Origin of the sequence: Mesorhizobium sp. B3-1-6, from assembly GCF_006439555.1 — a bacterium.
Lineage (GTDB): Bacteria > Pseudomonadota > Alphaproteobacteria > Rhizobiales > Rhizobiaceae > Mesorhizobium.
Genome location: NZ_VFTM01000058.1, coordinates 1 through 20,897 on the forward strand (window position 1 = coordinate 1; position 20,897 = coordinate 20,897).

Below are 20,897 nucleotides of genomic sequence, written 5' to 3' on the forward strand. Positions count from 1 at the left end.
GATCCTCGGGTCTGCGCGCGTCGCTTCGCTCCTTGCTCCGCCCTGGAATGACGAAGCGGAGGACACCGTGCCACACTACGCCTCGTTGATCATCGCCTCGATATTATAACCGTCCGGATCGAGCACGAAGCAGGCGTAGTAATTCGGGCCATAGTCCGGACGCGGCCCGGGCGCGCCATTGTCGGCGGCGCCCGCCGCGATCGCCGCGCGATGAAACGCGTCGACCTCGGCCTTGCTCTTCACCCGGAAGGCGACATGCAGATGGGTGAGCGGCGGCTTCTCGCTCGTGCTCTGGATCTCGAACAGGCAGCCATTGCCGACATCAAAGGCCCAGAACACGCCTTCCTTGCCGAAGGCGAGGCGATAGCCCAAGGGCGCGAAAGCCTTTTCGTAAAAGAGCTTGCTCTTGTCGAGGTCGCTCACCTCGATGGTGATGTGGTCGATCATCAAAATAGTTCAATTTGGATTGGATTGACCTCGTCAGGCTTGGAATTGTTGTCAATGATCTTCAGTATCTCGTCGCGAGATCGCGATAATCTAAAAAGGCGATAACCTGCAACCTTGTGGTTCCTCTCTACAAAGGTCTTTAGAATAGCACTCGCCCTTTCGATTAAACCAATCGCTATAGTCGTTTCGGACAATGGAACCGATGCCCGACGCATGAGTTCACCGATAACAAATAGCAAATGGAAATGCCCTTCAATGAGCCACGATTCCTCGAAAGAGTTTCGGGTCACCGAGGCCTGCCATGCGAGCGCTTCCTTCCTGTGACGCTCAATCACGGAATAGCATTCGTGGGCTGTAATTATTATCTCTGGAGTTACCGCGTGAGGGTTGAAAGCCTCCTCGTAGAGGTCGCCGAAAATGTCATTTGAATTGGTTTTGCTTTTAGTGGGTTCGCCGCAAAGATAAGCCAAAATCAATTGCCCGGCTCTTGCGGCGTCAATGGTTTTCATACCCGCATAGGGCGGGTTTTCGCCGCGCTTCCTGACGTAAAAGTAGTTATGAGTGCGTAGGCACTCGACCAATTTGCGCTGCAGGTGATCATTGGCCCGCAGATCGCGATTCAAAATGCGACTTTGCGTATTGCTCGCCAAGGCAACTCGCTCGATAAAGGCGCTGTCGTCAGTCTCGATAATTTTGACGTGGACGTAGCCGCCATCAAGGTCTGCCATAGTCGTTGTCGATACGTCATAGATGACTGTTGCGGTCTGGCATCCGTTCACAATCTGAGGGTTGACCATTGATATGGGATGCCGCCCATTCGCGATCGACAGGATCTGATCGCATACGATTGTTAGTCCGGAGTTCAGAAACCAAAACTCGCTGGCTTGCCCTGAAAGCAAAGTCTCCCGAATTTCTCTGTTAACTTCGTTGTCTGGTCCGAGAAAGTAGCGAACATTCTGCCAAATTACCCGTTCATCGAAACTGCCTGTCTCGCTGCTGAGGAACGCAGCCAGTTCTTTCAACGGCACTCGCACTAGAATTGCGCGTTTGTTAGCTTCCTTAATGCCAAAAGCTGCATCAGTGGATGGTACGAGTTTCTTTTGAAAGCGCGGCTTTGATGCCTTTACAACACCATGTGAAAGTTCAAACAATCCATATTCGAATAGGGCAATTTCGTGCCGACCGAGAGCTTCAAATAAACGGTTCCGGGCATCCCTTTGTAAGGTGGCCTGATTTGAAAAGAGGTATACCGAAATTCGGTAGCTTTCCTCTGCAACGATATCCCAGATCTCTCTTATTTTAGCGCATAGAGGACCGTTGCATGTTTTTAACATCTCGTCTCGATTTAGAACAAGATCTTCAATAAAAGATATTATCTTGTCTATTTCGTCGCCAGGGAAATTCTTCCGGGAGTTTTTGTAAGATACAACAGTCTTGCATGAGGCGATATTTATCTGCCTTTTATTGTGATCGATGTAAACAATATCGATCCCCCGATCGTCACCGCCGTCTACAATATGCTCGTCTGCCTCTGTCGACGGAACGCCGAAGACCGTTTCTAGCGCCAGCCTGGAAAACGCAATGTTGCGCGAGATGCTTGTGCTCTCACGCTCTCGTATGCCGCTCTCGACGACGCCGAAATCCAAAATTGTCGGCGTCGTCGCACTTACGACTTTTGGGCTCAAATATGTCCCCTCAGCTGCACCCGCTCGTAGAACCACACGTGTCGCACTTCTCGCAGGTGCCGTTTCGCACCATGGTGAAGTTGTGGCACTCGGAGCATTCGTTGCCGGTGTAGCCCTGGAGCAGCGACTGCTGGCGCCTTGTCGCGGCGAGCTTCTTTGCCTCGGCGGCCTCGTTAGCCGCGGCGTCGGTGAACAAAGCTTCGGCGCCGCCGGCGGCTTCGGCTTCTTCTTCCACCATATCCTCGGCCAGTTCCCGGGCGCGCTCCTCATAGTCGCGCTTGTAGGCGATGGCCTCGTCGCTGGCCGGCTTCAGCGCCAGCACGTTGGAGCCTGAGAAGGCGGTGGGCGCCGCGCGGGCAGGGGCGGTCGACGGCCCCGAGCCGCCGAAACCCTTCGGGTCTGAGCCAGCAGCCGACACCAGCTTCACCGGCGAGGCGCCGCGATAGAGGCCCTTGGAGAAGGGCGTCGCCTTGCCTTCGGTGATGCCGCGGCCGAGCGCGGTCTTGTCGAAGTCCGACTGGTCGACATGGGCGAGGTCGTGGCGGCCGAGATAGGAGACGGCAAGCTCGCGGAACACATAGTCGAGGATCGACGTCGCGTTCTTGATGGCGTCGTTGCCCTGCACCATGCCGGCCGGCTCGAACTTGGTGAAGGTGAAGGCCTCGACATATTCATCGAGCGGCACGCCATATTGCAGGCCGAGCGAGATGGCGATGGCAAAATTGTTCATCATGGCGCGGAAGGCGGCGCCTTCCTTGTGCATGTCGATGAAGATCTCGCCCAGGCGGCCGTCGTCGAATTCGCCGGTCCTGAGATACACCTTGTGGCCGCCGACGACGGCCTTCTGCGTGTAGCCCTTGCGGCGGTTCGGCAGTTTTTCGCGGTCGCGGTAGAGCCGCTCGATGACGCGCTCGACGATCTTTTCCGTCACCTGCACGGCACGCTGCGCGGCGGGCGCGGCGATCAGCTGCTCGACCGCCTCGTCCTCGTCGTCCTCGCCGTCGGCGAGCAGCGAGGCATTGAGCGGCTGCGACAGTTTCGAGCCATCGCGATAAAGCGCGTTCGCCTTCAGCGCCAGCTTCCACGACAGCATATAGGCGTTCTTGGCGTCCTCGACGGTCGCCTCGTTCGGCATGTTGATGGTCTTGGAAATGGCGCCCGAGATGAAGGGCTGCGCGGCCGCCATCATCAGGATGTGGCTGTTGATCGAGAGCGAGCGCTTGCCGATCTTGCCGCAGGGGCTCGCGCAATCGAACACCGGCAGATGCTCGGCCTTGAGGAAGGGCGCGCCTTCGAGCGTCATGGCACCGCAGACATGGATGTTGGCGGCGTCGATGTCCTTCTTCGAGAAGCCGAGAGCCGGCAGCATCTCGAAGGAAATGTCGCCGAGCTGCTCGTCGGTGAAGCCGAGCGTCTCCTTCACCCAGTCGGCGCCGAGCGTCCACTGGTTGAACACGAACTTGATGTCGAAGGCCGACTTCAGCGCTGCATTCAGCGCCGCGATCTTCTCGTCGCTGAAGCCCTTGGCCTTGAGCGAGGACGGGTTGATGCCAGGCGCCTGGTTGAGGTTGCCGTGGCCGACCGCGTAAGCCTCGATCTCGGCGATCTGGCTCTCGGAATAGCCCAGTGTCCTGAGCGCTTCCGGTACGGCGCGGTTGATGATCTTGAAATAGCCGCCGCCGGCGAGCTTCTTGAACTTCACCAGCGCGAAGTCGGGCTCGATGCCGGTGGTGTCGCAATCCATGACCAGACCGATCGTGCCGGTCGGCGCAATCACGGTCGCCTGCGCGTTACGGTAGCCATGCTCCTCGCCGAGCTCGATGGCGCGGTCCCATGCGGCGCGGGCATGCTCGGCCAAAGCCTGCTGCTTCAGGTCGGCAGCGACCAGCGGCACCGGGTTGACGGCGAGCTTCTCGTAGCCGTCCTTGTCGCCGTAAGCGGCGCGGCGGTGATTGCGCATGACGCGCAGCATGTTCTGCGCGTTGCGGTCATAGTCCGGGAAGGCGCCGAGCTCTGCGGCCATTTCGGCCGAGGTCGAATAGGCAACGCCGGTCATGATGGCGGTGAGCGCTGCACAGATGGCGCGGCCCTCGTCGGAGTCGTAAGGGATGCCCGAGGTCATCAGCAGGCCGCCGATATTGGCGTAGCCGAGGCCGAGCGTGCGGTAGTCGTAGGAGAGCTTGGCGATCTCCTTCGACGGAAACTGCGCCATCATCACCGAGATTTCGAGCACGACGGTCCACAGGCGAACGGTATGCTCGTAGGCGGCGATGTCGATCGTGCCGTCTTCGCGGCGGTAGGGCAAAAGGTTGATCGAGGCGAGGTTGCAGGCCGTGTCGTCGAGGAACATGTATTCCGAGCACGGGTTGGAGGCCCGGATCGCACCGGCGGAGGCGCAGGTGTGCCAGTCGTTCATCGTCGTGTTGAAGTGCAGGCCGGGATCGGCGGAAGCCCAGGCGGCGTAGCCGATCTTCTCCCACAGGTCGCGCGCCTTCAGCGTCTTCAGCACCTTGCCGTCCTTGCGGGCGGTGAGCTGCCAGTCGCCATCGGCCTCGACGGCGCGCAGGAAGTTGTCCTTCAGCGACACGGAGTTGTTGGAGTTCTGGCCGGAGACGGTGAGATAGGCGTCCGAATCCCAGTCGGTGTCGTAGGTCTTGAACGACATCGAGGTGTAGCCTTGCTTGGCGAACTGGATGACGCGGTAGATGTAGTTCTCCGGCACGGCGTCCTTCTTGGCCGCCTTGATCTCGCGCTTCAGCGCGGTGTTCAAAGCCGGATCGAAGCAGTCGTCGCCATTGCCTTCGCAATTGACGCAGGCCTTCATGATGGCTTCGAGATGCTTCTTGACGATCTTGGAGCCGGTCACCAGCGAGGCGACCTTCTGCTCCTCGTTGACCTTCCAGTCGATGAAGTCCTCGATATCCGGGTGGTCGGCGTCGACGATGACCATTTTCGCCGCGCGGCGCGTCGTGCCGCCCGACTTGATGGCGCCCGCCGCGCGGTCGCCGATCTTGAGGAAGCTCATCAGGCCGGACGAGCGGCCGCCGCCGGACAGTTTTTCGCCTTCGCCGCGCAGCATCGAGAAGTTCGAGCCGGTGCCGGAGCCGTATTTGAACAGGCGCGCCTCGCGCACCCACAAATCCATGATGCCGCCCTCGTTGACGAGATCGTCCTGCACGCCCTGGATGAAGCAGGCATGCGGCTGCGGATGCTCGTAGGAGGACTTCGACTTGGTCAGCTTGCCGGTGAAGGGGTCGACATAGAAGTGGCCCTGGCTCGGGCCGTCGATGCCGTAGGCCCAGTGCAGGCCGGTGTTGAACCACTGCGGCGAGTTCGGCGCGACGCGCTGGGTGGCGAGCATATAGGCGAGCTCGTCGCGGAAGGCGCGCGCGTCGTCCTCGGATTTGAAGTAGCCGCCCTTGTAACCCCAATAGGTCCAGGTGCCGGCGAGGCGATCGAAGACCTGACGGGCGTCGGTTTCCGAACCATAGCGCTCGGCCTCGGGCAGCTTGGCGAGCTCAGCCTCGTCGGCAACCGAACGCCACAGAAAGGAGGGGACGTCGTTCTCCTCGACCTTCTTCAGGCGCGCGGGCACGCCAGCCTTGCGGAAATATTTCTGCGCCAGGATGTCGGCCGCGACCTGGCTGAACTGCGCCGGCACATCGATATTGTCCAGGCGAAACACCACCGAGCCGTCGGGATTCTTGATCTCCGACAAAGCCTTGCGGAATTCGATCTCCGCATAGGCAGACTGATCTGGCTTGGTGAAGCGACGCTCGATGCGCATTGGTCCCGTTCCTTTGTGTCTATATATAGCGCTTTTCCCCAGGGATTGCTGCCCCACATGGCGAAAAGCGCACTCCGCCGTTTGCCGGCACTGCAAGCAGCGCCGGCACTCTCCTCGTCGCAAGTGCCGGCACGCAGACAGCAAGACGCTTTCCCAAGCATCCGCCCGGGCTGCAGGCCGACCCTCGCGGGTCCCTAAACTGAAACTTTTGTCGATTCCCTCCGTAGAGGGATGTTCACACTATCTAGCGTCGAGCCTGCCTGCAAACACTAAATATAGTGTTAACAGATCATTTTTTCCAGACCGACAATTCTCCCTTTCGCCCACCCAAGCCCTAAAGATCCCCACGCCTCCGCCGGCCTCGTGAACAGGCGGAAATCCGGGCAAAACGCACAAAATCCGGGAAAAAAAGACCGGGCTCGAAACTCTCCGGTCGCGCCCGCAACAGGAGCGCATGGCCTATAAAAAGCGACTCGTTCCGACCCGTCAAGGATTCGTTTTTGTAGCTTTTGTGACCCCAACATCTTGTGTGTCACATATGTGGATAACGGGGACATAGGAAGCTTGGGTTCGCAGGCACTTGACGCGGTTTATCAGTCTGCCGCGAAGCATGTCGGGCCGTCGGCTTTTCATTTTAGCTGGCTTGCACTATCTGTTGCGTTCGCGCGGGGGCGCGCCTTGTCAACACCAAAAGCATCCGCTACGCCCCGCTCATGACAGTTACTGTACGTTTTGCCCCATCGCCGACCGGCCGCATCCATATCGGCAATGCGCGCACCGCGCTGTTCAATTGGCTTTTCGCCATGAACAACAAGGGCCGTTTCATCCAGCGCTTCGACGACACCGACATTGCCCGCTCGAAGCAGGAATATGCCGATTCCATCCTGTACGACCTGCATTGGCTGGGCATCTTCCCGGATGTCACCGAATACCAGTCGCGTCGCTTCGAGATTTATGACGCTGCGGTCGAGCGGCTGAAGGCGGCGCGGGTGCTCTATGCCTGCTACGAAACGCCTGAAGAACTTGATCTGCGCCGCAAGGTGCGCCGCACGCGCGGCCTGCCGCCGGTCTATGGCCGCGAGGCGCTGACGCTGACGCCGGAGCAGGTGGCCGAATACCAGTCGGATGGCCGCCGGCCGCATTGGCGCTTCCTGCTGCCCAACTTCACCAGCGATCCGCTGCAGCCCGAACGGACCGACGTGCATTGGAATGACCTGGTGCGCGGCGAGGAGACCGTCGACCTCGCCTCGCTGTCGGATCCCGTCCTGGTTCGCGAGGATGGCACTTACCTTTATACGCTGCCTTCGGTGGTCGACGACATCGATATGGGCGTCAGCCACGTCATTCGCGGCGACGACCACGTCACCAACACCGGCGTGCAGATCGCCATCTTCAAGGCGCTCGGCGCCGAGCCGCCGGTCTTCGGCCACCACAATCTGCTCACCACCGTGTCGGGCGAGGGGCTGTCGAAGCGCACCGGCGCGCTGTCGATCGAAAGCCTGCGCGAGGACGGCATCGAGCCGATGGCGGTGGCTTCGCTGGCGGTGCTGGTTGGCACGTCGGAAAATGTCACCGCCGCGCATGATCTCAACGAGCTTGCCGGCCATTTCGACCCGGCGGCGACGTCCAAGTCCGCCTCCAAATTCGACCCGGACGAGCTCTTCGTGCTCAACCGCATGCTGATCCATCATATGCCGTTCGAGGAGGCACGCGACCGGCTCATAGTGCTGGGCATTTCCGGCGACAAGGCCGAGCCGTTCTGGATGGCCGTGCGCGGCAATCTCGATCGCCTGTCGGATGCGGTCGCCTGGTGGCGAATCCTGAGCGAGGGCCCGCAGGAGCCGGCCGAGTTTTCCGGCGAGGACCGTGATTTCCTCAATCAGGCTTTCGAGCTTTTGCCGGAGGAACCCTGGAACGGCACGGTGTGGAAGGACTGGACCGGCAAGATCAGGGAAGCAACCGGGCGCAAGGGCAAGCCGTTGTTCATGCCGCTGAGGCTCGCCCTTACCGGGCGGACTTCGGGGCCGGAGCTTTCAGATCTATTGCCGCTGATGGGTCGGGAAGGAACGCTGGCCCGACGACCCTGACCTTGCGCTGATCCGGCGGCAGCGCCGAGACCGGCGACACCGGTACCTTGGTGGTCAGCCGCTTGATCGCATCCTGGTCGAGCCCGCCCTCGGTATTGGCGAGCGTTTCCGGATCGGCGCCGGGATCCGGCTTGGACGCCGGCACGGGAATGAAGGGCGCGGCCTCGCCGTCGGGCCGCGACTGTTCGGGATTGGGCGGGTTGCCGCCGATGATCGTGAAGTTGCCGGCTTGCGCGTTGCAGCCGCAAGTCGGCGGCCGTGAATAATTGGCCTGCTTGTAGAGATAGGCGGTCGGCAGCTCGCTGTAGGGTTGACCGGTCGCCGACGAAGTCATCGAGCCAGAGTCGTCGTCCATTCCACGCGAATAGAAGACCTGCATTTCGGTGCCCGAGCAGCTCGATTCGCAATTCTTCTGGTCGCGCTCGAAGTCGCCGATGGAAGCCGCGTTGGACATCGGGAAGAAATAGCCGTCGCAGGTGCGCACGCACATGGTGTGGAACTCGCCGCCCAGTCGCGGCAGGTCCATGCCGTCCGGCTGGTTGATGACGCGGCGGATGTTGCGCTCGCCGGGATCATCGGAAGGCACCTCCGAGTCCGGCATATCGGGGGCATCGGGCGTTTCGAGCTGCTGGTCCTGGCGGCCGAAAAGCTGCTCGAACAGATTGCCGCCGCCATTGTCGCGGGCCGCCTCCCGAAGCGGGGCGCGGCGCGGCGCGATCTCGTCATCGCGGCAGCCATTGGCGTCGAGCGCCGCCAGGATGCGGCTGCGGTCGCGCCGCGTGCCGCCGTCGGCGAGACGCTCGCGCTTGGCCTGCAATGTGTCGAGGTTGGCGTTCATGCGCTGGATCGAGGCATTGATCGCCGCGCATTGGCTGACATTGCGCGAAAACAGCGTGAAGCCGCAATTGGCGTCGCCCGCCCGACTGCGGGCCTTGGCAAGCTGCTCGCGCTGGCGCTGGATGGCATCATCATATTTGCGCACGATGCCCGGCCCTCCGCCGCCACCGCGTGTCGCGGCGAGTTCGGCTTCGAGCTGCCTGCAAGCGCGCGAGGCCGCCTCGGACTCGGTCACGGCGACGACCGAGCCCGCAAGCGCTGCAAGCAGCGCCATCAGGTGGGTCAGCTTCAACCCCGCGCCTTTCATCCGAAACCCCAAATCGCCTGTTCGACCCGAAGCTACGCTGCCGTGGTTAATCGACTATGCCAGAGTCGGAGCCACCGAGCTCAAGGACAATTCGGCGTGAAACGTTTTCAACCGGAAACACAACCTCCGTCGCCAGCCGCAAAACGCCGAGAGCCTAAAAAAGACGCTTTCGCGCGGGACCAATTGCGCGAATTCGGCTTGCAAGAGAGGGGCGATGCATGATCCCGATTACCCGTCGAAGCGCGCTGCAGCTCGGCCTTCTGTTCCTGGCCGTGCCGTACGCGATGGCCAGAAAGCCACGCCTGAGGCGATGGCGAAGATCGCCACGCCTGAATGGACCTTCAGGCTGGTCGATGCCGCGCGCAGGCAGATCGGCGTCACCACGCTCTACGATCCGACTTACACCCGCATCCCCTATCCCGGCGGCGATGTCGCGCAGGACCGGGGCGTGTGCACGGATGTCGTGATCCGAGCCTATCGCCACGCCTTCCGGCTCGACCTGCAAAAGCTGGTGCATGAGGACATGCTGGCCGATTTCTCCGCCTATCCCAAGGCCTGGGGCTTGAAATCGACCGATCCGAACATCGACCACCGCAGGGTGCCCAATCTCGCCGTGTTCTTCGAACGGCGGGGGGGCTTCGCTGGCCGTCAGCGACGATCCTGCCGACTATCAGCCGGGCGATCTCGTCACCCAGATGCTGCCCGGCAACCTGACGCATATCGCCATCGTCTCCACCAACCGCTCGACCGAGGCACCGGAACGGCCACTGGTCATCCACAATATCGGCCGGGGCGCCCGCGAGGAGGACACGCTCTTTGTCTTCAGGCGGACGGGGCATTTCCGCTTCGCGCCTGCCTAGGGAGGCCTCAACACACCCTAACCCAGATCGACCACCGCCTGCGCCTTGTGCGCCGCCTCGACCACGGCTAGCGCGGTCATGTTGACGACGCCGCGCGAGGTCACCGACGGCGTCAATATATGCGCGGGCTTGTCCGTGCCGAGCAGGATCGGCCCGACATGCAGCGCGTCCATCATGGCGCGCAGCGCCGTCAGCGTGATGTTGGCCGAATCGAGGTTCGGGAAGACCAGCAGATTGGCTTCGCCCTTCAGCCGCGAATGCGGATAGACGCGCTGGCGCAGATGCTCCGACAGCGCGGTATCGGCATGCATCTCGCCGTCGCACTGCAGGCCGGGCGCGATGCGGCCGAGGATTTCCGCCGCGCGGCGCATCTTCAGCGCGCTCGGTGAATCGCGCGAGCCGAAATCCGAATGCGACAGAAGTGCTGCCTTCGGCTCGATGCCGAAGCGCTGGATTTCTTCCGCCGCCAGCACCGTCATTTCGGCGATCTCCTCCGCGGTCGGGTCGACCGAGACATGTGTGTCGGTGAGGAAGATGATGCCGCGCTGCGAGATCAGCATCGACAGCGTCGACAGGTCATGATCCTTGATGCCGGCGCGCGGCCCGATGATCAACGTGACATTGCGCAGATGCCGCTCGAAGCGGCCTTCGAGGCCGCAGACCATGGCGTCCGCGTCGCCGCGCTTCAGCGCCAGGGCCGCGATCACCGTGTTGTCGGTGCGCACCATGGTGCGGGCGGCTTCCGTCGTCACGCCGCGCCGGCCGGCCAGCTCGATCAGGAGGTCGACATAGTGGCGATAGCGCGGATCGTCCTCCGGGTTGATCAGGGCGAAATCGACGCCCGGCCGGATGCGCAGGCCGTAGCGCTTCAGCCTGACCTCCACCACATGCGGGCGGCCGATCAGGGTCGGTTCGGCGATGCCTTCCTCCAGCACCACCTGCGCCGCGCGCAGCACGCGCTCGTCCTCGCCGTCGGCATAGATGACACGCTTGGCGCTTGAAGCCTTGGCGGAGGAGAACACCGGCTTCATCACCAGGCCGGAGCGGAAGACGAAGCGGTTGAGCTTGTCGATATAGGCGGCGAAGTCGGCGATCGGCCGCGTCGCGACGCCGGTGTCGCAGGCAGCCTTGGCCACCGCCGGCGCGATGCGCAGGATAAGGCGCGGGTCGAAGGGCGAGGGGATCAGGAAATCGGGACCGAACATCGGCGTCTCGCCGGAATAGGCGCGCGCCGCGACATCCGATGGCTCCTCGCGCGCAAGGGCGGCGATGGCGCGGACCGCCGCCATCTTCATCTCCTCGTTGATGGCGCTGGCGCCGCAATCGAGCGCGCCGCGGAAGATGTAAGGAAAGCAGAGCACGTTGTTGACTTGATTGGGAAAATCCGAGCGCCCGGTGCAGATCATGGCGTCCGGTCGCGCGGCTCTTGCCGCTTCCGGCATGATCTCGGGATTAGGGTTGGCCAAAGCCAGGATCAGCGGCTTCGGCGCCATATGCTGCAGCAGCTCCGGCTTCAGCACGCCGGCGGCGGAAAGGCCGAGGAAGACGTCGGCGCCGGGGATGACGTCGGCCAGCGTGCGCGCCTCGGTATCCTTCACATACGGGTCTTTCCAGCGATCCATCTCCTCGACGCGACCCTTGTGGGCGACGCCGAAACGGTCGGTGACCCAGATGTTTTCGACCCTGGCGCCAAGCGAGACCAAAAGGTTGAGGCAGGCAAGCGCTGCGGCACCCGCGCCGGACGTGACGATCTTGATGTCGGAGATTGCCTTGCCGGCCAGTTCCAGCCCGTTGAGCACCGCGGCTGCAACGATGATCGCGGTGCCGTGCTGGTCGTCGTGGAAGACCGGGATGCCCATGCGGGCTTTCAGCCGCTCCTCGACTTCGAAACATTCGGGCGCCTTGATGTCCTCGAGGTTGATGCCGCCGAAGGTCGGTTCGAGCGCCGCGACGGTCTCGACCATGCGGTCGATCTCCGGCGCGTCGATCTCGATGTCGAAGACGTCGATGCCGGCGAATTTCTTGAACAGCACCGCCTTGCCTTCCATCACCGGCTTGGAGGCGAGCGGACCGATATTGCCGAGCCCAAGCACGGCGGAGCCATTGGAAACGACGCCGACGAGGTTGGCGCGCGCGGTGTAGTCGGCGGCGGTTGCCGGATCGTCGCGGATCTCGAGACAGGGCGCGGCGACGCCCGGCGAATAGGCAAGCGCGAGATCCCGTTGGTTGCCGAGCGGCTTCGTCGCCTGGATTTCGAGCTTTCCCGGCGTCGGGTGCTTGTGGAAGAAGAGGGCGGCCTCGTCGAGGTCCGACCGGGCCGTTTTCTTGCTCTCGCCGTCCATCCGGCCCTCCCTCTGTTCCTGATTTGGAGCCTTTTAGCATGCGCCGACCAGTTTTCGCGACGGCAAATCGCGGACCCCGGCCTTCACAATGCCGGAGCGAAAATAATCAACCGATTCCAGACGGTTGGCTCGGAAGCCTCAGGCGTATTGGATTGGCGGCGGTCAAAACGCGCTGACGTAGAGACCGCCGTCGACCGGGATGTTCTGGCCGGTGAGGTAGCCGGCATGGACGGAGCAGAGGAAGGCGCAGATCTGACCGAATTCCTCCGGCGTGCCGAGACGTTTTGCCGGCACGTCGGCGCTGATGCGGGCCTTGCGCGCGGCGGCCGCGGCCGGATCTTCCTCGGTGCCGGCCTCATGCGGGCCGCGCAGCCGGTCGGTATCGAGCTTGCCGGGCAAGAGGCTGTTGATGGTGACGTTGCGGTCGATCACCGTGCGCGCCACGCCGGCGAGGAACGAGGTCAGGCCGGCGCGCGCGCCGGAAGACAGGTCGAGGCCGGGGATCGGCACATAGACTGACAGCGAGGTGATGTTGACGATGCGGCCGAAGCCGCGCTTGGCCATGCCGTCGATCACCGCCTGGACGAGTTCGATCGGCGTGACCATGTTCTGCGTAACGCCCTCGAGGATCTTTGCGCGGTCGAGCTCGCGAAAATCGCGCAGCGGCGGGCCGCCATTGTTGTTGACGAGGATGTCGGGATCGGGGCAGGCGGCGAGTATCGCTTTCTGCACGTCCGGCTTCGACACGTCGCCGGCAACTTCGATGACCTTGACGCCGAACCGGTCGCGGATGTCGTTGGCGGTCTTGGCCAAGAGTTCGGCGTTGCGGCCGTTGACGACGAGATCGACGCCGGCTTCGGCAAGCGCAATGGCGCAGCCGCGCCCCAGTCCCTTGCTCGAGGCGCAGACGATGGCCTTCTTTCCGCGAATGCCGAGATCCATGACGGTTTTCTCCTGATTAACTTGCGCGCAAGCTAGCGCCTGGGCTGGACCAACCGCAACCGTCATACGGTTGTTGCATGAATCGGGGCATAGGCACGCGAAAGCAAAGGGTAAAATCGTCATGTCAGACCCAGAGCCCCGCACTTTCCGCGCCCTGTTCATTTCCGACGTGCATCTCGGCTCGAAAGCGGCCAAGGCCGATTTCCTGATCGACTTCCTGCGCTATCACGACGCCGAAATCATCTATCTGGTCGGCGATATCGTCGACGGCTGGCGGCTGCGGCGCAGCTGGCACTGGCCGCAGAGTCACAACGACGTGGTGCAGAAGCTGCTGCGCAAGGCGCGCAAGGGCGCTTCGATCACCTACATCGCCGGCAATCACGACGAATTCGCCCGCCAGTTCCAGGGCGTGCATTTCGGCGGAATCGTCGTTGCCGACCGTGCCATCCACGAGACCGCCGACGGCCGGCGCCTGCTGGTTATCCACGGCGACCAGTTTGACACGGTGGTGCACAACCAGCGCTGGCTCGCCTATCTCGGCGACTATGCCTATGACACGGCGATGGTGATCAATCGGGTGGTGACCAAGCTGCGCCACCTGCTCGGCCTGCCTTACTGGTCGTTCTCGTCATGGGCGAAGGTCAAGGTCAAGAAGGCGGTGAACTTCATCGGCTCGTTCCAGACCGTGCTTTCAGAAGAGGCACGGCGCTCGCATGTCGACGGCGTGATCTGCGGCCACATCCATCACGCGGCGATCGAAAGCTATGGCGACGTGCAATACATCAACACCGGCGACTGGGTGGAAAGCTGCACGGCGGTGGTCGAGCATTTCGATGGCCGCATGGAGATCCTGACTTGGGCGCATGTCCTACCTGAGACCACGGCAGGCAGCGACGTGCTGGTGCCAGTCGACATCATCGACCTGAAAGGCAGGGCGGCTCAGGCGGCTTGAATGCAGCTGCCTTTTCGCGATTCCGCCTGCTTCCCTGGTCGCGCTGACATGGGGCGCGAGCCGCGCTCGCCCCCAGGCCCCGTCCGTCAACAGCTTTGCTCTTGATCGATTGTTCCAGCCAGTTCCGCCGCGCTTTGCCTCATGTTAGGGATCGAGACACGTTGCATGGAGTTGAATGCAGCGATATTGGATCGATTCATGTCGCTGCCGCCGCTATCGCCCGAACAACTTGTCAAGCCAAGCCATTTCGAACTGCGCATGAGCCTGATCTTCGCGACCCTGTTCGTGTCGCAGGGCACCCATCTGCCTTATTTTCCGCTCTGGCTGCAGGCGAAAGGTTTTCATGCCGAGCAGATCGCGGTCATCCTGGCGGCGCCAATGTTCCTGCGTGTCGTGACGACGCCGGTGCTGACCGCGTTCGCCGACCGCGCGAATGACCGCGCGAATGTCTATATCGCATTGGTCGCCGGCTCGATGGTCGTCTCCGCCGGCTATTTCCTGCCGGCCACCTACGCCATAGTGCTCGCCGTGTCGCTTTTGCTGACGATCGTCTGGACGCCGCATTCGCCGATGGCCGATTCGCTGGCGCTGTCAGGCGTGCGGCGCTTCGGCTCGAATTACACGGCGATGCGCAAATGGGGCTCGATCTCGTATCTCGGCGCCAATGTCGTAGGCGGCTTCATCCTGGCGGCCACCGGTCCGCAGGCGGTTCCGGTCATCATCTTCATTGCGCTCGGCGCGGCGCTGGTCGCGGCGCTGCTGTCGCCGCGCATGGGGCGACCGCGCAAGGCCTCGCCGCTTTCGGCGACCGAGATCCAGCATAAGGCGCCGAGCCTGTTCAACGCCTATTTCCTTTATTTCACGCTCGGTGTCGGCATCATCACCGCCAGCCACGCCTTCCTCTACGGCTTCGTCTCGATCTATTGGAAATCGATCGGCATAGGCGATTCCGTCGTTGGCCTGCTATGGGCTTGGGGCGTGGTCTCCGAAGTTTGCATGTTCCTGTTTTTCAACCGTATTTTTGCGTCCATCTCGGTCGTCAGGGTAATGGTGATCGCCGGTATCGGTTCGATCGTGCGCTGGATCGCCTTTCCGCTGGTCTGGCCGCTCGGCCTGGGCGTCGCCGGCTTCTTCGTTGTTCAGACGCTGCATTCGGTGTCGGTGGCAATGGTGCTGATCGGCCTGCAGAAGATGATCGGCGAGACGGTCTCCGAAGAGCGTACGGGTGCTGCGCAAGGCATCGCCTATTTCTTCAACGGCTTCTTCATGGCGGCGGTGACGCTCGCTTCCGGCCCCCTTTATGAGCGGCTTGGCGTCGACGGTTTCCTGGCGATGATCCCGATCGCGATCATCGGCATGGTGCTGATAGGCCTCGCTTCCCGCTCAGCCCCAAAGCATCCGCTCAGGGGGTGAAACCAGCGATCCCCGGTAGACAAGGCCGGGCTCGCGATCGCGCGCAAGCAGCAGCGGGCCGTCGAGGTCGACGAAGTCCGCGTCCTGCGCCAGGAGCACTGCCGGCGCCATGGCGAGCGAGGTGCCGACCATGCAACCCACCATGATGCCGAAGCCAAGGTCGCGCGCGCGGTCGCGCAGCTTCAACGCCTCCGTCAGGCCGCCTGATTTGTCGAGTTTGATGTTGACAGCGTCGTAGAGGCCGACCAGCGCATCGAGGTCTTTCGCCGCATGTACGCTTTCGTCGGCGCAGACCGGCACCGGATGCGCGATCCGGCGCAGGATGTCGTCCTTGCCCGCCGGCAGCGGCTGCTCGAGCAGTGCTATGCCGTGCCACGCGGCGAAAGCGAGGTTCGCCTCGACATTTTCGTCGGTCCAACCCTCATTGGCATCCAGGATGATGCGGCTTTCGGGAGCGGCTTCCGTCACCGCGCGGATTCTGGCCATGTCATTGGCGCCGCCGATCTTGACCTTGAGCAAGGGCCGCGTGGCGTTGGCGCGCGCCTGCGCGGCCATGGCCTCCGGTGTGCCGAGCGACAGGGTGTAGGCGGTTTCCAGCGGCTCGGCAGGAAGGGCCCCGATCGCCGCCGCCACCGGCGTGCCGGTCAGCTTGGCTTCCAGGTCCCATAGGGCGCAGTCGATGGCGTTCCGCGCCGCGCCCGCGGGCATGGCCGCAAGCAGGGCGGTCCGGTCGATACCGGCGACGATCGGATCGTGCATCGCCTCGATGGCCGCGCGCACCCCCTCCATGGTCTCGCCGTAGCGCTTGTAGGGCACGCATTCGCCACGGCCGGAACGTCCCCCGTCAGCGATCGTTACGGTGATGACTTCGGCCTCGGTTTTGGATCCGCGCGAGATGGTGAAGGTGCCGGCGATCGGAAATCGCTCCATTTCGACCGAAATGACACGCGCCATAATTTTCTTCTCCGGCTATGCGACACCAGTCTGCAGGCAAATCGACACGCCAGTCCGGTCACGCTAAACAGGACGCCATGTTGACCATCCGCAAACGCGACGCAAGCGGCGAGGCCAAGGACGCCGAGCATCGGCCACGCGTTGCCGTGGGCGAGGAAGGAGGCGTGCTGGGCTGCGCCTTTTCCGGTGTGTGGACGACGCGCACCGTGGCTCTGGTCGATGCCGACATGCGCAAGATCGAGGGGAAAAGCGGCGCAAAGCAGCTGATGCTCGACCTTTCCCACATCGAAAAGATGGACACAGCCGGCGCCTGGCTTATCGACCGACTGGCGAGCGCCTTCGAGAAGAAAGGCGTCGAGGTCCATTTGCAGGGGCAGAGCGAGATCGCCTCGATCCTGCTCGGCGCTGTCGGCGATGCGGTTCGCCGTGAGCCCGAATCGGGCCCGTCCGGGCCGCCCAACATCATCCTGCGCGCGCTGGAGCTGGTTGGCCGGCGGGTCTATGAGATGCGCGACGATTTCCTCGCTTCGATGAACATCCTCGGCGCCACGATCCGCGGCGCGCAGATGAAGCTTGGCCGCGGCCACGCGGTCAACCTGGCTGCGATCTTCAACCAGATCGATCGCATGGGCGTCGGCGCGATACCGGTGGTGGTGCTGATGTCGGCCATTGTCGGCGCCATCGTCGCCCAGCAGGGCGCCTACCAGCTCAGCTATTTCGGCGCCAACATCTTCGTCGTCGACCTGGTCGGGGTGCTGATCCTGCGCGAGCTCGGCGTGCTGATGACGGCGATCATGCTCGCGGGACGTTCAGGCAGCGCCATCACCGCCGAGATCGGCTCCATGAAGATGCGCGAGGAAGTCGACGCGCTGAAGGTGATCGGCCTCAATCCGATCGGCGTGCTGGTCTTTCCGCGGCTCGTCGCGTTGGTGATCGGGCTGCCGTGCCTCACCATCATCGCCAATTTCGCCGCGCTTGCCGGCGGCATCGTCGCCGCCTGGCTCTATTCCGATATTCCACCGGCCGCGTTCATCGACAGGCTGCGCGTCGCCATCGATCTCAGCACCATCTTTGCCGGCCTGATCAAGGCGCCGTTCATGGCCCTGATCATCGGCATCATTGCCTCGGTCGAGGGCATGAAGGTCGGCGGCAGCGCCGAATCGCTCGGCCTGCACGTGACCGCATCGGTGGTGAAGTCGATCTTCGTCGTCATCATCCTCGATGGGCTTTTCGCCATGTTCTACGCAGCGATCGGGTTCTGAGATGGCGAACGGCAACGGCGCAGCGGCAGCGCAGGATACCAACGACGACGAAATCGTGCTTTCGGTGCGCAACGTCACCGTGGCCATCGACGACAAGCTGATCCTCGACAAGCTCTCGCTCGACATCAAGCGCGGGGAGATCCTTGGCTTTGTCGGCGCTTCGGGCGCCGGCAAATCGGTGCTGTTGCGCACCATATTGGGGCTGATGCCGAAGCAATCGGGGACGATCAGCCTGTTCGGCGTCGATGTCGACAAGGCGAGCGACGCCGACCGCCTGCGCATCGACATGCGGCTCGGCGTCCTTTTCCAGCATGGCGCGCTGTTTTCGGCGCTGACGGTGCTGGAAAACGTGCAGGTGCCGATGCGTGAATATCTCGACCTGCCCAGGGCGCTTATGGATGAGCTCGCCTTGCTCAAGATCGAGCTGGTCGGGTTGCCGGCCGACGCCGCACAGAAGTTTCCGTCCGAGTTGTCCGGCGGCATGATCAAGCGCGCGGCGCTCGCCCGCGCGTTGGCGCTCGACCCTGACATCGTCTTTCTCGACGAGCCGACCTCCGGCCTCGATCCGATCAGCGCGGCCGAATTCGACGAGTTGGTCGTCAAGCTTCGCGACACCATGGATCTGACGGTCTACATGGTCACGCACGATCTCGACACGCTGTTCACCGCTTGCGACCACGTGGCGGTGCTCGGCAAGAAGCGGGTGCTGGTCGAAGGCACTATCGACGATATGCTGAAGAGCGAGGAGCCGTGGGTGAAGTCCTATTTCCGCGGAAAACGCGCCCGGCAACTTGATCTTGCGGCGCGCGCATAGCCATAAGTGAGGCGATGGAAACAAGAGCCAACTACATTATTGTCGGCATCTTCACGCTGGGTGCGATTCTGGCGGCCTTTGCCTTCGTTTATTGGACCGCGGCGATCGGCGACAGAGGCGAAACGACAATGCTGCGCGTGCGCATTCCAGGTTCGGCCTCGGGCCTCGGCCGCGGCAGCTTCGTGCTGTTCAACGGCGTCAAGGTCGGTGACGTCAAACGTGTGTATATCGACGTCGACAATCCGACGGTAGCCATTGCCGACACCGAGATCGACCGCATGACGCCGATCACCAAGTCGACACAGGCCGATATTGGCCTTGCCGGCTTGACCGGCCAGGCCAATATCGAACTCCGGGGCGCCGACCCCAAGGAAGCGAAGCTGCTCGACGAGGCGGAAAAAGAGGGCAGGATCCCCGAGATAACCGCCAATCCGTCGGCGGTCACCAACCTTCTGCAGACGGCGCAGAACATCTTCACCCGCGCCGACAAGGTGCTGAGCGAGCTCGAAGGCTTCACCAAGGACGTTCGCGGCCCGCTGACGCAGACGGTCAAGAATGTCGAGACCTTCTCGGATGCGCTGGCCAAGAACTCCGACGGGATCGACAAGTTCCTGTCGGCGGTGAGCTCGCTTTCGGATCAACTGAAGAATGTCTCGGGCCGACTCGACAGCACGTTGAAGGCCGCCGAAGGCCTGCTCAATTCCGTCGACAAGGACCAGATCAAGAGCATCGTGGCCAATGTCGACACGGTGACGGCGAATCTGAAGGAGACCTCGAAGCAGTTCGATACAGTCATCGGCAACGTCAACACGGCGGTCGGCTCGATCAACGATTTCGCCAAGCAGACGCAAGGGACATTGGCCAAGGTCAACGGCGTGCTCGACGGCATCGATCCGGCCGACGTCAAGGCCGCTTTGGCCAACATCCAGAAGGCCAGCGCCAGCGCCGACAAGGCGGCTTCGGACATCGCCAAGGTGACCGACAAGATCGCCAACCGCTCCGACGATATCGACCAGACCATCAAGGACGCCCGCCAACTCGCGCAGCGGCTCAACGATGCCTCGGTGCGCGTCGACGGCATCCTGGCCAAGGTCGACAAGATCCTCGGCTCCGGCGAGGCCGACGGCGTGATGGCCGATGCCAGGGCGACGCTGAAATCTTTCAAGCAGGTGGCCGACACGCTGAATGCGCGGCTCGGCACCATCACCGACAATCTGGCGCGTTTCTCCGGCCAGGGCCTGCAGAACGTCGAGGCGCTCGTGCAGGACAGCCGGCGCTCGATCAACCGCATCGAGGAAGCGGTGACCGACCTCAGCCGCAATCCGCAGCGCATTCTGTCCGGTGGCGACGGCGAGGTCCGGCAGTTCGATGGAAGGACACGGCGTTGACTTCGGCTGCCGCGACCGCCAAGAAAATGAACCGCGAATGCGGGTTGATCGTAAGATCCGGGGACAACGGGGATCACGCGTGAAGTCGGTCAGGGTGGGAGCGGGTCGTCTGAGATTGTCCGCGGCAGCGTTGCTGGTGCTTTCGGTTGCCGGTTGCGCGGCCCTGGGCGGCAAGCCGGCGCCGCTCGACACGTTCGAATTGTCGGCGCCGTCGGTCGACATGCATGCCCACAGCCGCCGCCAGATCCTGATAGCCCAGCCGTCGGCGCTCAAGGCGCTGGACAGCCAGAACATCGTCATCAGGCCTTCCGACCGATCGATCCAGTTCCTCAAGGGCGCGCAATGGGCGGACCGGCTGCCATTGATCGTGCAGGCGAGGCTGGCCGAAACCTTCCAGCGCTCCGGCAGCTTTGCCGGCGTCGGCAAGCCGGGTGAGGGGCTGGCGATCGACTACCAGATCATCGTCGAGGTACGCTCCTTCGAGGTGCGCGTCGATGGCGGCGAGCATGCCGATGTCGACCTGTTCGTACGCATCCTCAACGATCGCGATGGCGAGGTGCGCGCCTCAAAGAACTTCACCGCGAGCGCGCCGGTCTCCGGCAGCGGCAACGCTGCCTATGTCGGCGCGCTGGACAACGCCTTCGGCCAGGCGGCGACCGACATCGTCCGCTGGACGGATTCGACGATCTGAGCGCCGGACAGGCAATCAAACTCCAACATAAAAAAAGGCGGGCCCCGGCCCGCCTCAGACTGCTGACAAACCTCTGGCATTTGCCGGGGGTTTTTGATTCACTGGGTCATGTTGAAGCGACCCGCCCCT

At 62.6% G+C, this 20,897-nt stretch carries 15 protein-coding genes and 1 pseudogene; 9 read left to right on the forward strand and 7 right to left on the reverse strand.

All coding sequences use genetic code 11. The features are described from left to right. Nucleotides 1-75: 75 nt before the first annotated feature. The 3 genes from FJ414_RS30610 to FJ414_RS30620 are packed head-to-tail and all read right to left on the reverse strand — an operon-like array spanning nt 76 to nt 5,919. Nucleotides 76-447: a VOC family protein gene (locus FJ414_RS30610; protein WP_140648080.1), complete on the reverse strand. Its 372-nt coding sequence runs from the start codon at nt 445-447 to the stop codon at nt 76-78. Next, the gene (locus FJ414_RS30615; protein ID WP_140648081.1) at nt 447-2,132 is read right to left on the reverse strand and encodes an AIPR family protein; all 1,686 of its coding nucleotides are present in this window, start codon (nt 2,130-2,132) and stop codon (nt 447-449) included. Before FJ414_RS30615 ends, FJ414_RS30610 begins: the two co-directional genes overlap by 1 nt. Before the next feature lie 10 nt (nt 2,133-2,142). After that, on the reverse strand, nt 2,143-5,919 hold the full coding sequence (locus FJ414_RS30620) for a vitamin B12-dependent ribonucleotide reductase (RefSeq protein ID WP_140648082.1): 3,777 nt from the start codon (nt 5,917-5,919) through the stop codon (nt 2,143-2,145). A 713-nt stretch (nt 5,920-6,632) separates the two neighbouring features. On the opposite strand from FJ414_RS30620, the gene gltX reads away from it, so the two are divergent. After that, complete coding sequence (gene gltX / locus FJ414_RS30625; protein ID WP_140648083.1) at nt 6,633-8,006, forward strand: glutamate--tRNA ligase; 1,374 nt, start codon at nt 6,633-6,635, stop codon at nt 8,004-8,006. Here gltX and FJ414_RS30630 read toward each other — a convergent pair. Then, on the reverse strand, nt 7,924-9,150 hold the full coding sequence (locus FJ414_RS30630) for a DUF2865 domain-containing protein (RefSeq protein WP_140648084.1): 1,227 nt from the start codon (nt 9,148-9,150) through the stop codon (nt 7,924-7,926). The two genes, gltX and FJ414_RS30630, sit on opposite strands and share 83 nt — an antisense overlap. A 310-nt stretch (nt 9,151-9,460) precedes the next feature. Here FJ414_RS30630 and FJ414_RS32055 point away from each other — a divergent pair. Together FJ414_RS32055 and FJ414_RS32060 are read left to right on the forward strand one after the other, a co-directional pair. Continuing rightward, a pseudogene (locus FJ414_RS32055) lies at nt 9,461-9,721 on the forward strand (DUF1287 domain-containing protein); the annotation flags it as partial. A gap of 70 nt (nt 9,722-9,791) precedes the next feature. Further along, nucleotides 9,792-10,010: a DUF1287 domain-containing protein gene (locus FJ414_RS32060; RefSeq protein WP_246685800.1), complete on the forward strand. Its 219-nt coding sequence runs from the start codon at nt 9,792-9,794 to the stop codon at nt 10,008-10,010. 17 nt (nt 10,011-10,027) lie between these two features. On the opposite strand, the gene FJ414_RS30640 is transcribed toward FJ414_RS32060, so the two are convergent. After that, nucleotides 10,028-12,352, reverse strand: coding sequence for an NADP-dependent malic enzyme (locus FJ414_RS30640; protein ID WP_140648085.1), 2,325 nt, complete (start codon nt 12,350-12,352; stop codon nt 10,028-10,030). A 162-nt stretch (nt 12,353-12,514) separates the two neighbouring features. Next, entirely contained in the window at nt 12,515-13,294 is a 780-nt protein-coding gene (locus FJ414_RS30645; RefSeq protein WP_140648086.1) for an SDR family oxidoreductase, read from the reverse strand. Nucleotides 13,295-13,415: 121 nt separating this feature from the next. Between FJ414_RS30645 and FJ414_RS30650 the strand changes: the two genes are divergently transcribed. Both FJ414_RS30650 and FJ414_RS30655 read left to right on the forward strand, forming a co-directional pair. Further along, nucleotides 13,416-14,246 (forward strand): UDP-2,3-diacylglucosamine diphosphatase, encoded by an 831-nt coding sequence (locus tag FJ414_RS30650; RefSeq protein WP_140648087.1) that lies wholly within the window; start codon nt 13,416-13,418, stop codon nt 14,244-14,246. 198 nt (nt 14,247-14,444) lie between these two features. Further along, entirely contained in the window at nt 14,445-15,659 is a 1,215-nt protein-coding gene (locus tag FJ414_RS30655; RefSeq protein ID WP_140648088.1) for an MFS transporter, read from the forward strand. Here the strand turns inward: FJ414_RS30655 and dgcA are convergent. Further along, on the reverse strand, nt 15,630-16,613 hold the full coding sequence (gene dgcA, locus FJ414_RS30660; protein ID WP_140648089.1) for an N-acetyl-D-Glu racemase DgcA: 984 nt from the start codon (nt 16,611-16,613) through the stop codon (nt 15,630-15,632). The two genes, FJ414_RS30655 and dgcA, sit on opposite strands and share 30 nt — an antisense overlap. A 77-nt stretch (nt 16,614-16,690) precedes the next feature. Between dgcA and FJ414_RS30665 the strand changes: the two genes are divergently transcribed. The 4 genes from FJ414_RS30665 to FJ414_RS30680 are packed head-to-tail and all read left to right on the forward strand — an operon-like array spanning nt 16,691 to nt 20,768. Then, complete coding sequence (locus FJ414_RS30665; protein ID WP_140648090.1) at nt 16,691-17,875, forward strand: ABC transporter permease; 1,185 nt, start codon at nt 16,691-16,693, stop codon at nt 17,873-17,875. A 1-nt stretch (nt 17,876) separates the two neighbouring features. Beyond that, nucleotides 17,877-18,689, forward strand: coding sequence for an ABC transporter ATP-binding protein (locus FJ414_RS30670; protein WP_140648091.1), 813 nt, complete (start codon nt 17,877-17,879; stop codon nt 18,687-18,689). Between the two features lie 14 nt (nt 18,690-18,703). After that, entirely contained in the window at nt 18,704-20,077 is a 1,374-nt protein-coding gene (locus FJ414_RS30675; RefSeq protein WP_140648092.1) for an MlaD family protein, read from the forward strand. Then, nucleotides 20,058-20,768, forward strand: a complete 711-nt coding sequence (locus tag FJ414_RS30680; RefSeq protein ID WP_140648093.1) for an ABC-type transport auxiliary lipoprotein family protein — start codon at nt 20,058-20,060, stop codon at nt 20,766-20,768. Before FJ414_RS30675 ends, FJ414_RS30680 begins: the two co-directional genes overlap by 20 nt. The last annotated feature ends 129 nt before the right edge of the window (nt 20,769-20,897 follow it).

Coding starts and splice junctions, on each gene's coding strand:
- FJ414_RS30610 (WP_140648080.1), bottom strand. CDS start 447: ATGATCGACCACATCACCATCGAGGTGAGCGACCTCGACAAGAGCAAG.
- FJ414_RS30620 (WP_140648082.1), bottom strand. CDS start 5,919: ATGCGCATCGAGCGTCGCTTCACCAAGCCAGATCAGTCTGCCTATGCG.
- gltX (WP_140648083.1), top strand. CDS start 6,633: ATGACAGTTACTGTACGTTTTGCCCCATCGCCGACCGGCCGCATCCAT.
- FJ414_RS30630 (WP_140648084.1), bottom strand. CDS start 9,150: ATGAAAGGCGCGGGGTTGAAGCTGACCCACCTGATGGCGCTGCTTGCA.
- FJ414_RS30640 (WP_140648085.1), bottom strand. CDS start 12,352: ATGGACGGCGAGAGCAAGAAAACGGCCCGGTCGGACCTCGACGAGGCC.
- FJ414_RS30645 (WP_140648086.1), bottom strand. CDS start 13,294: ATGGATCTCGGCATTCGCGGAAAGAAGGCCATCGTCTGCGCCTCGAGC.
- FJ414_RS30650 (WP_140648087.1), top strand. CDS start 13,416: ATGTCAGACCCAGAGCCCCGCACTTTCCGCGCCCTGTTCATTTCCGAC.
- FJ414_RS30655 (WP_140648088.1), top strand. CDS start 14,445: ATGTCGCTGCCGCCGCTATCGCCCGAACAACTTGTCAAGCCAAGCCAT.
- dgcA (WP_140648089.1), bottom strand. CDS start 16,613: ATGGCGCGTGTCATTTCGGTCGAAATGGAGCGATTTCCGATCGCCGGC.
- FJ414_RS30665 (WP_140648090.1), top strand. CDS start 16,691: ATGTTGACCATCCGCAAACGCGACGCAAGCGGCGAGGCCAAGGACGCC.
- FJ414_RS30670 (WP_140648091.1), top strand. CDS start 17,877: ATGGCGAACGGCAACGGCGCAGCGGCAGCGCAGGATACCAACGACGAC.
- FJ414_RS30675 (WP_140648092.1), top strand. CDS start 18,704: ATGGAAACAAGAGCCAACTACATTATTGTCGGCATCTTCACGCTGGGT.
- FJ414_RS30680 (WP_140648093.1), top strand. CDS start 20,058: ATGGAAGGACACGGCGTTGACTTCGGCTGCCGCGACCGCCAAGAAAAT.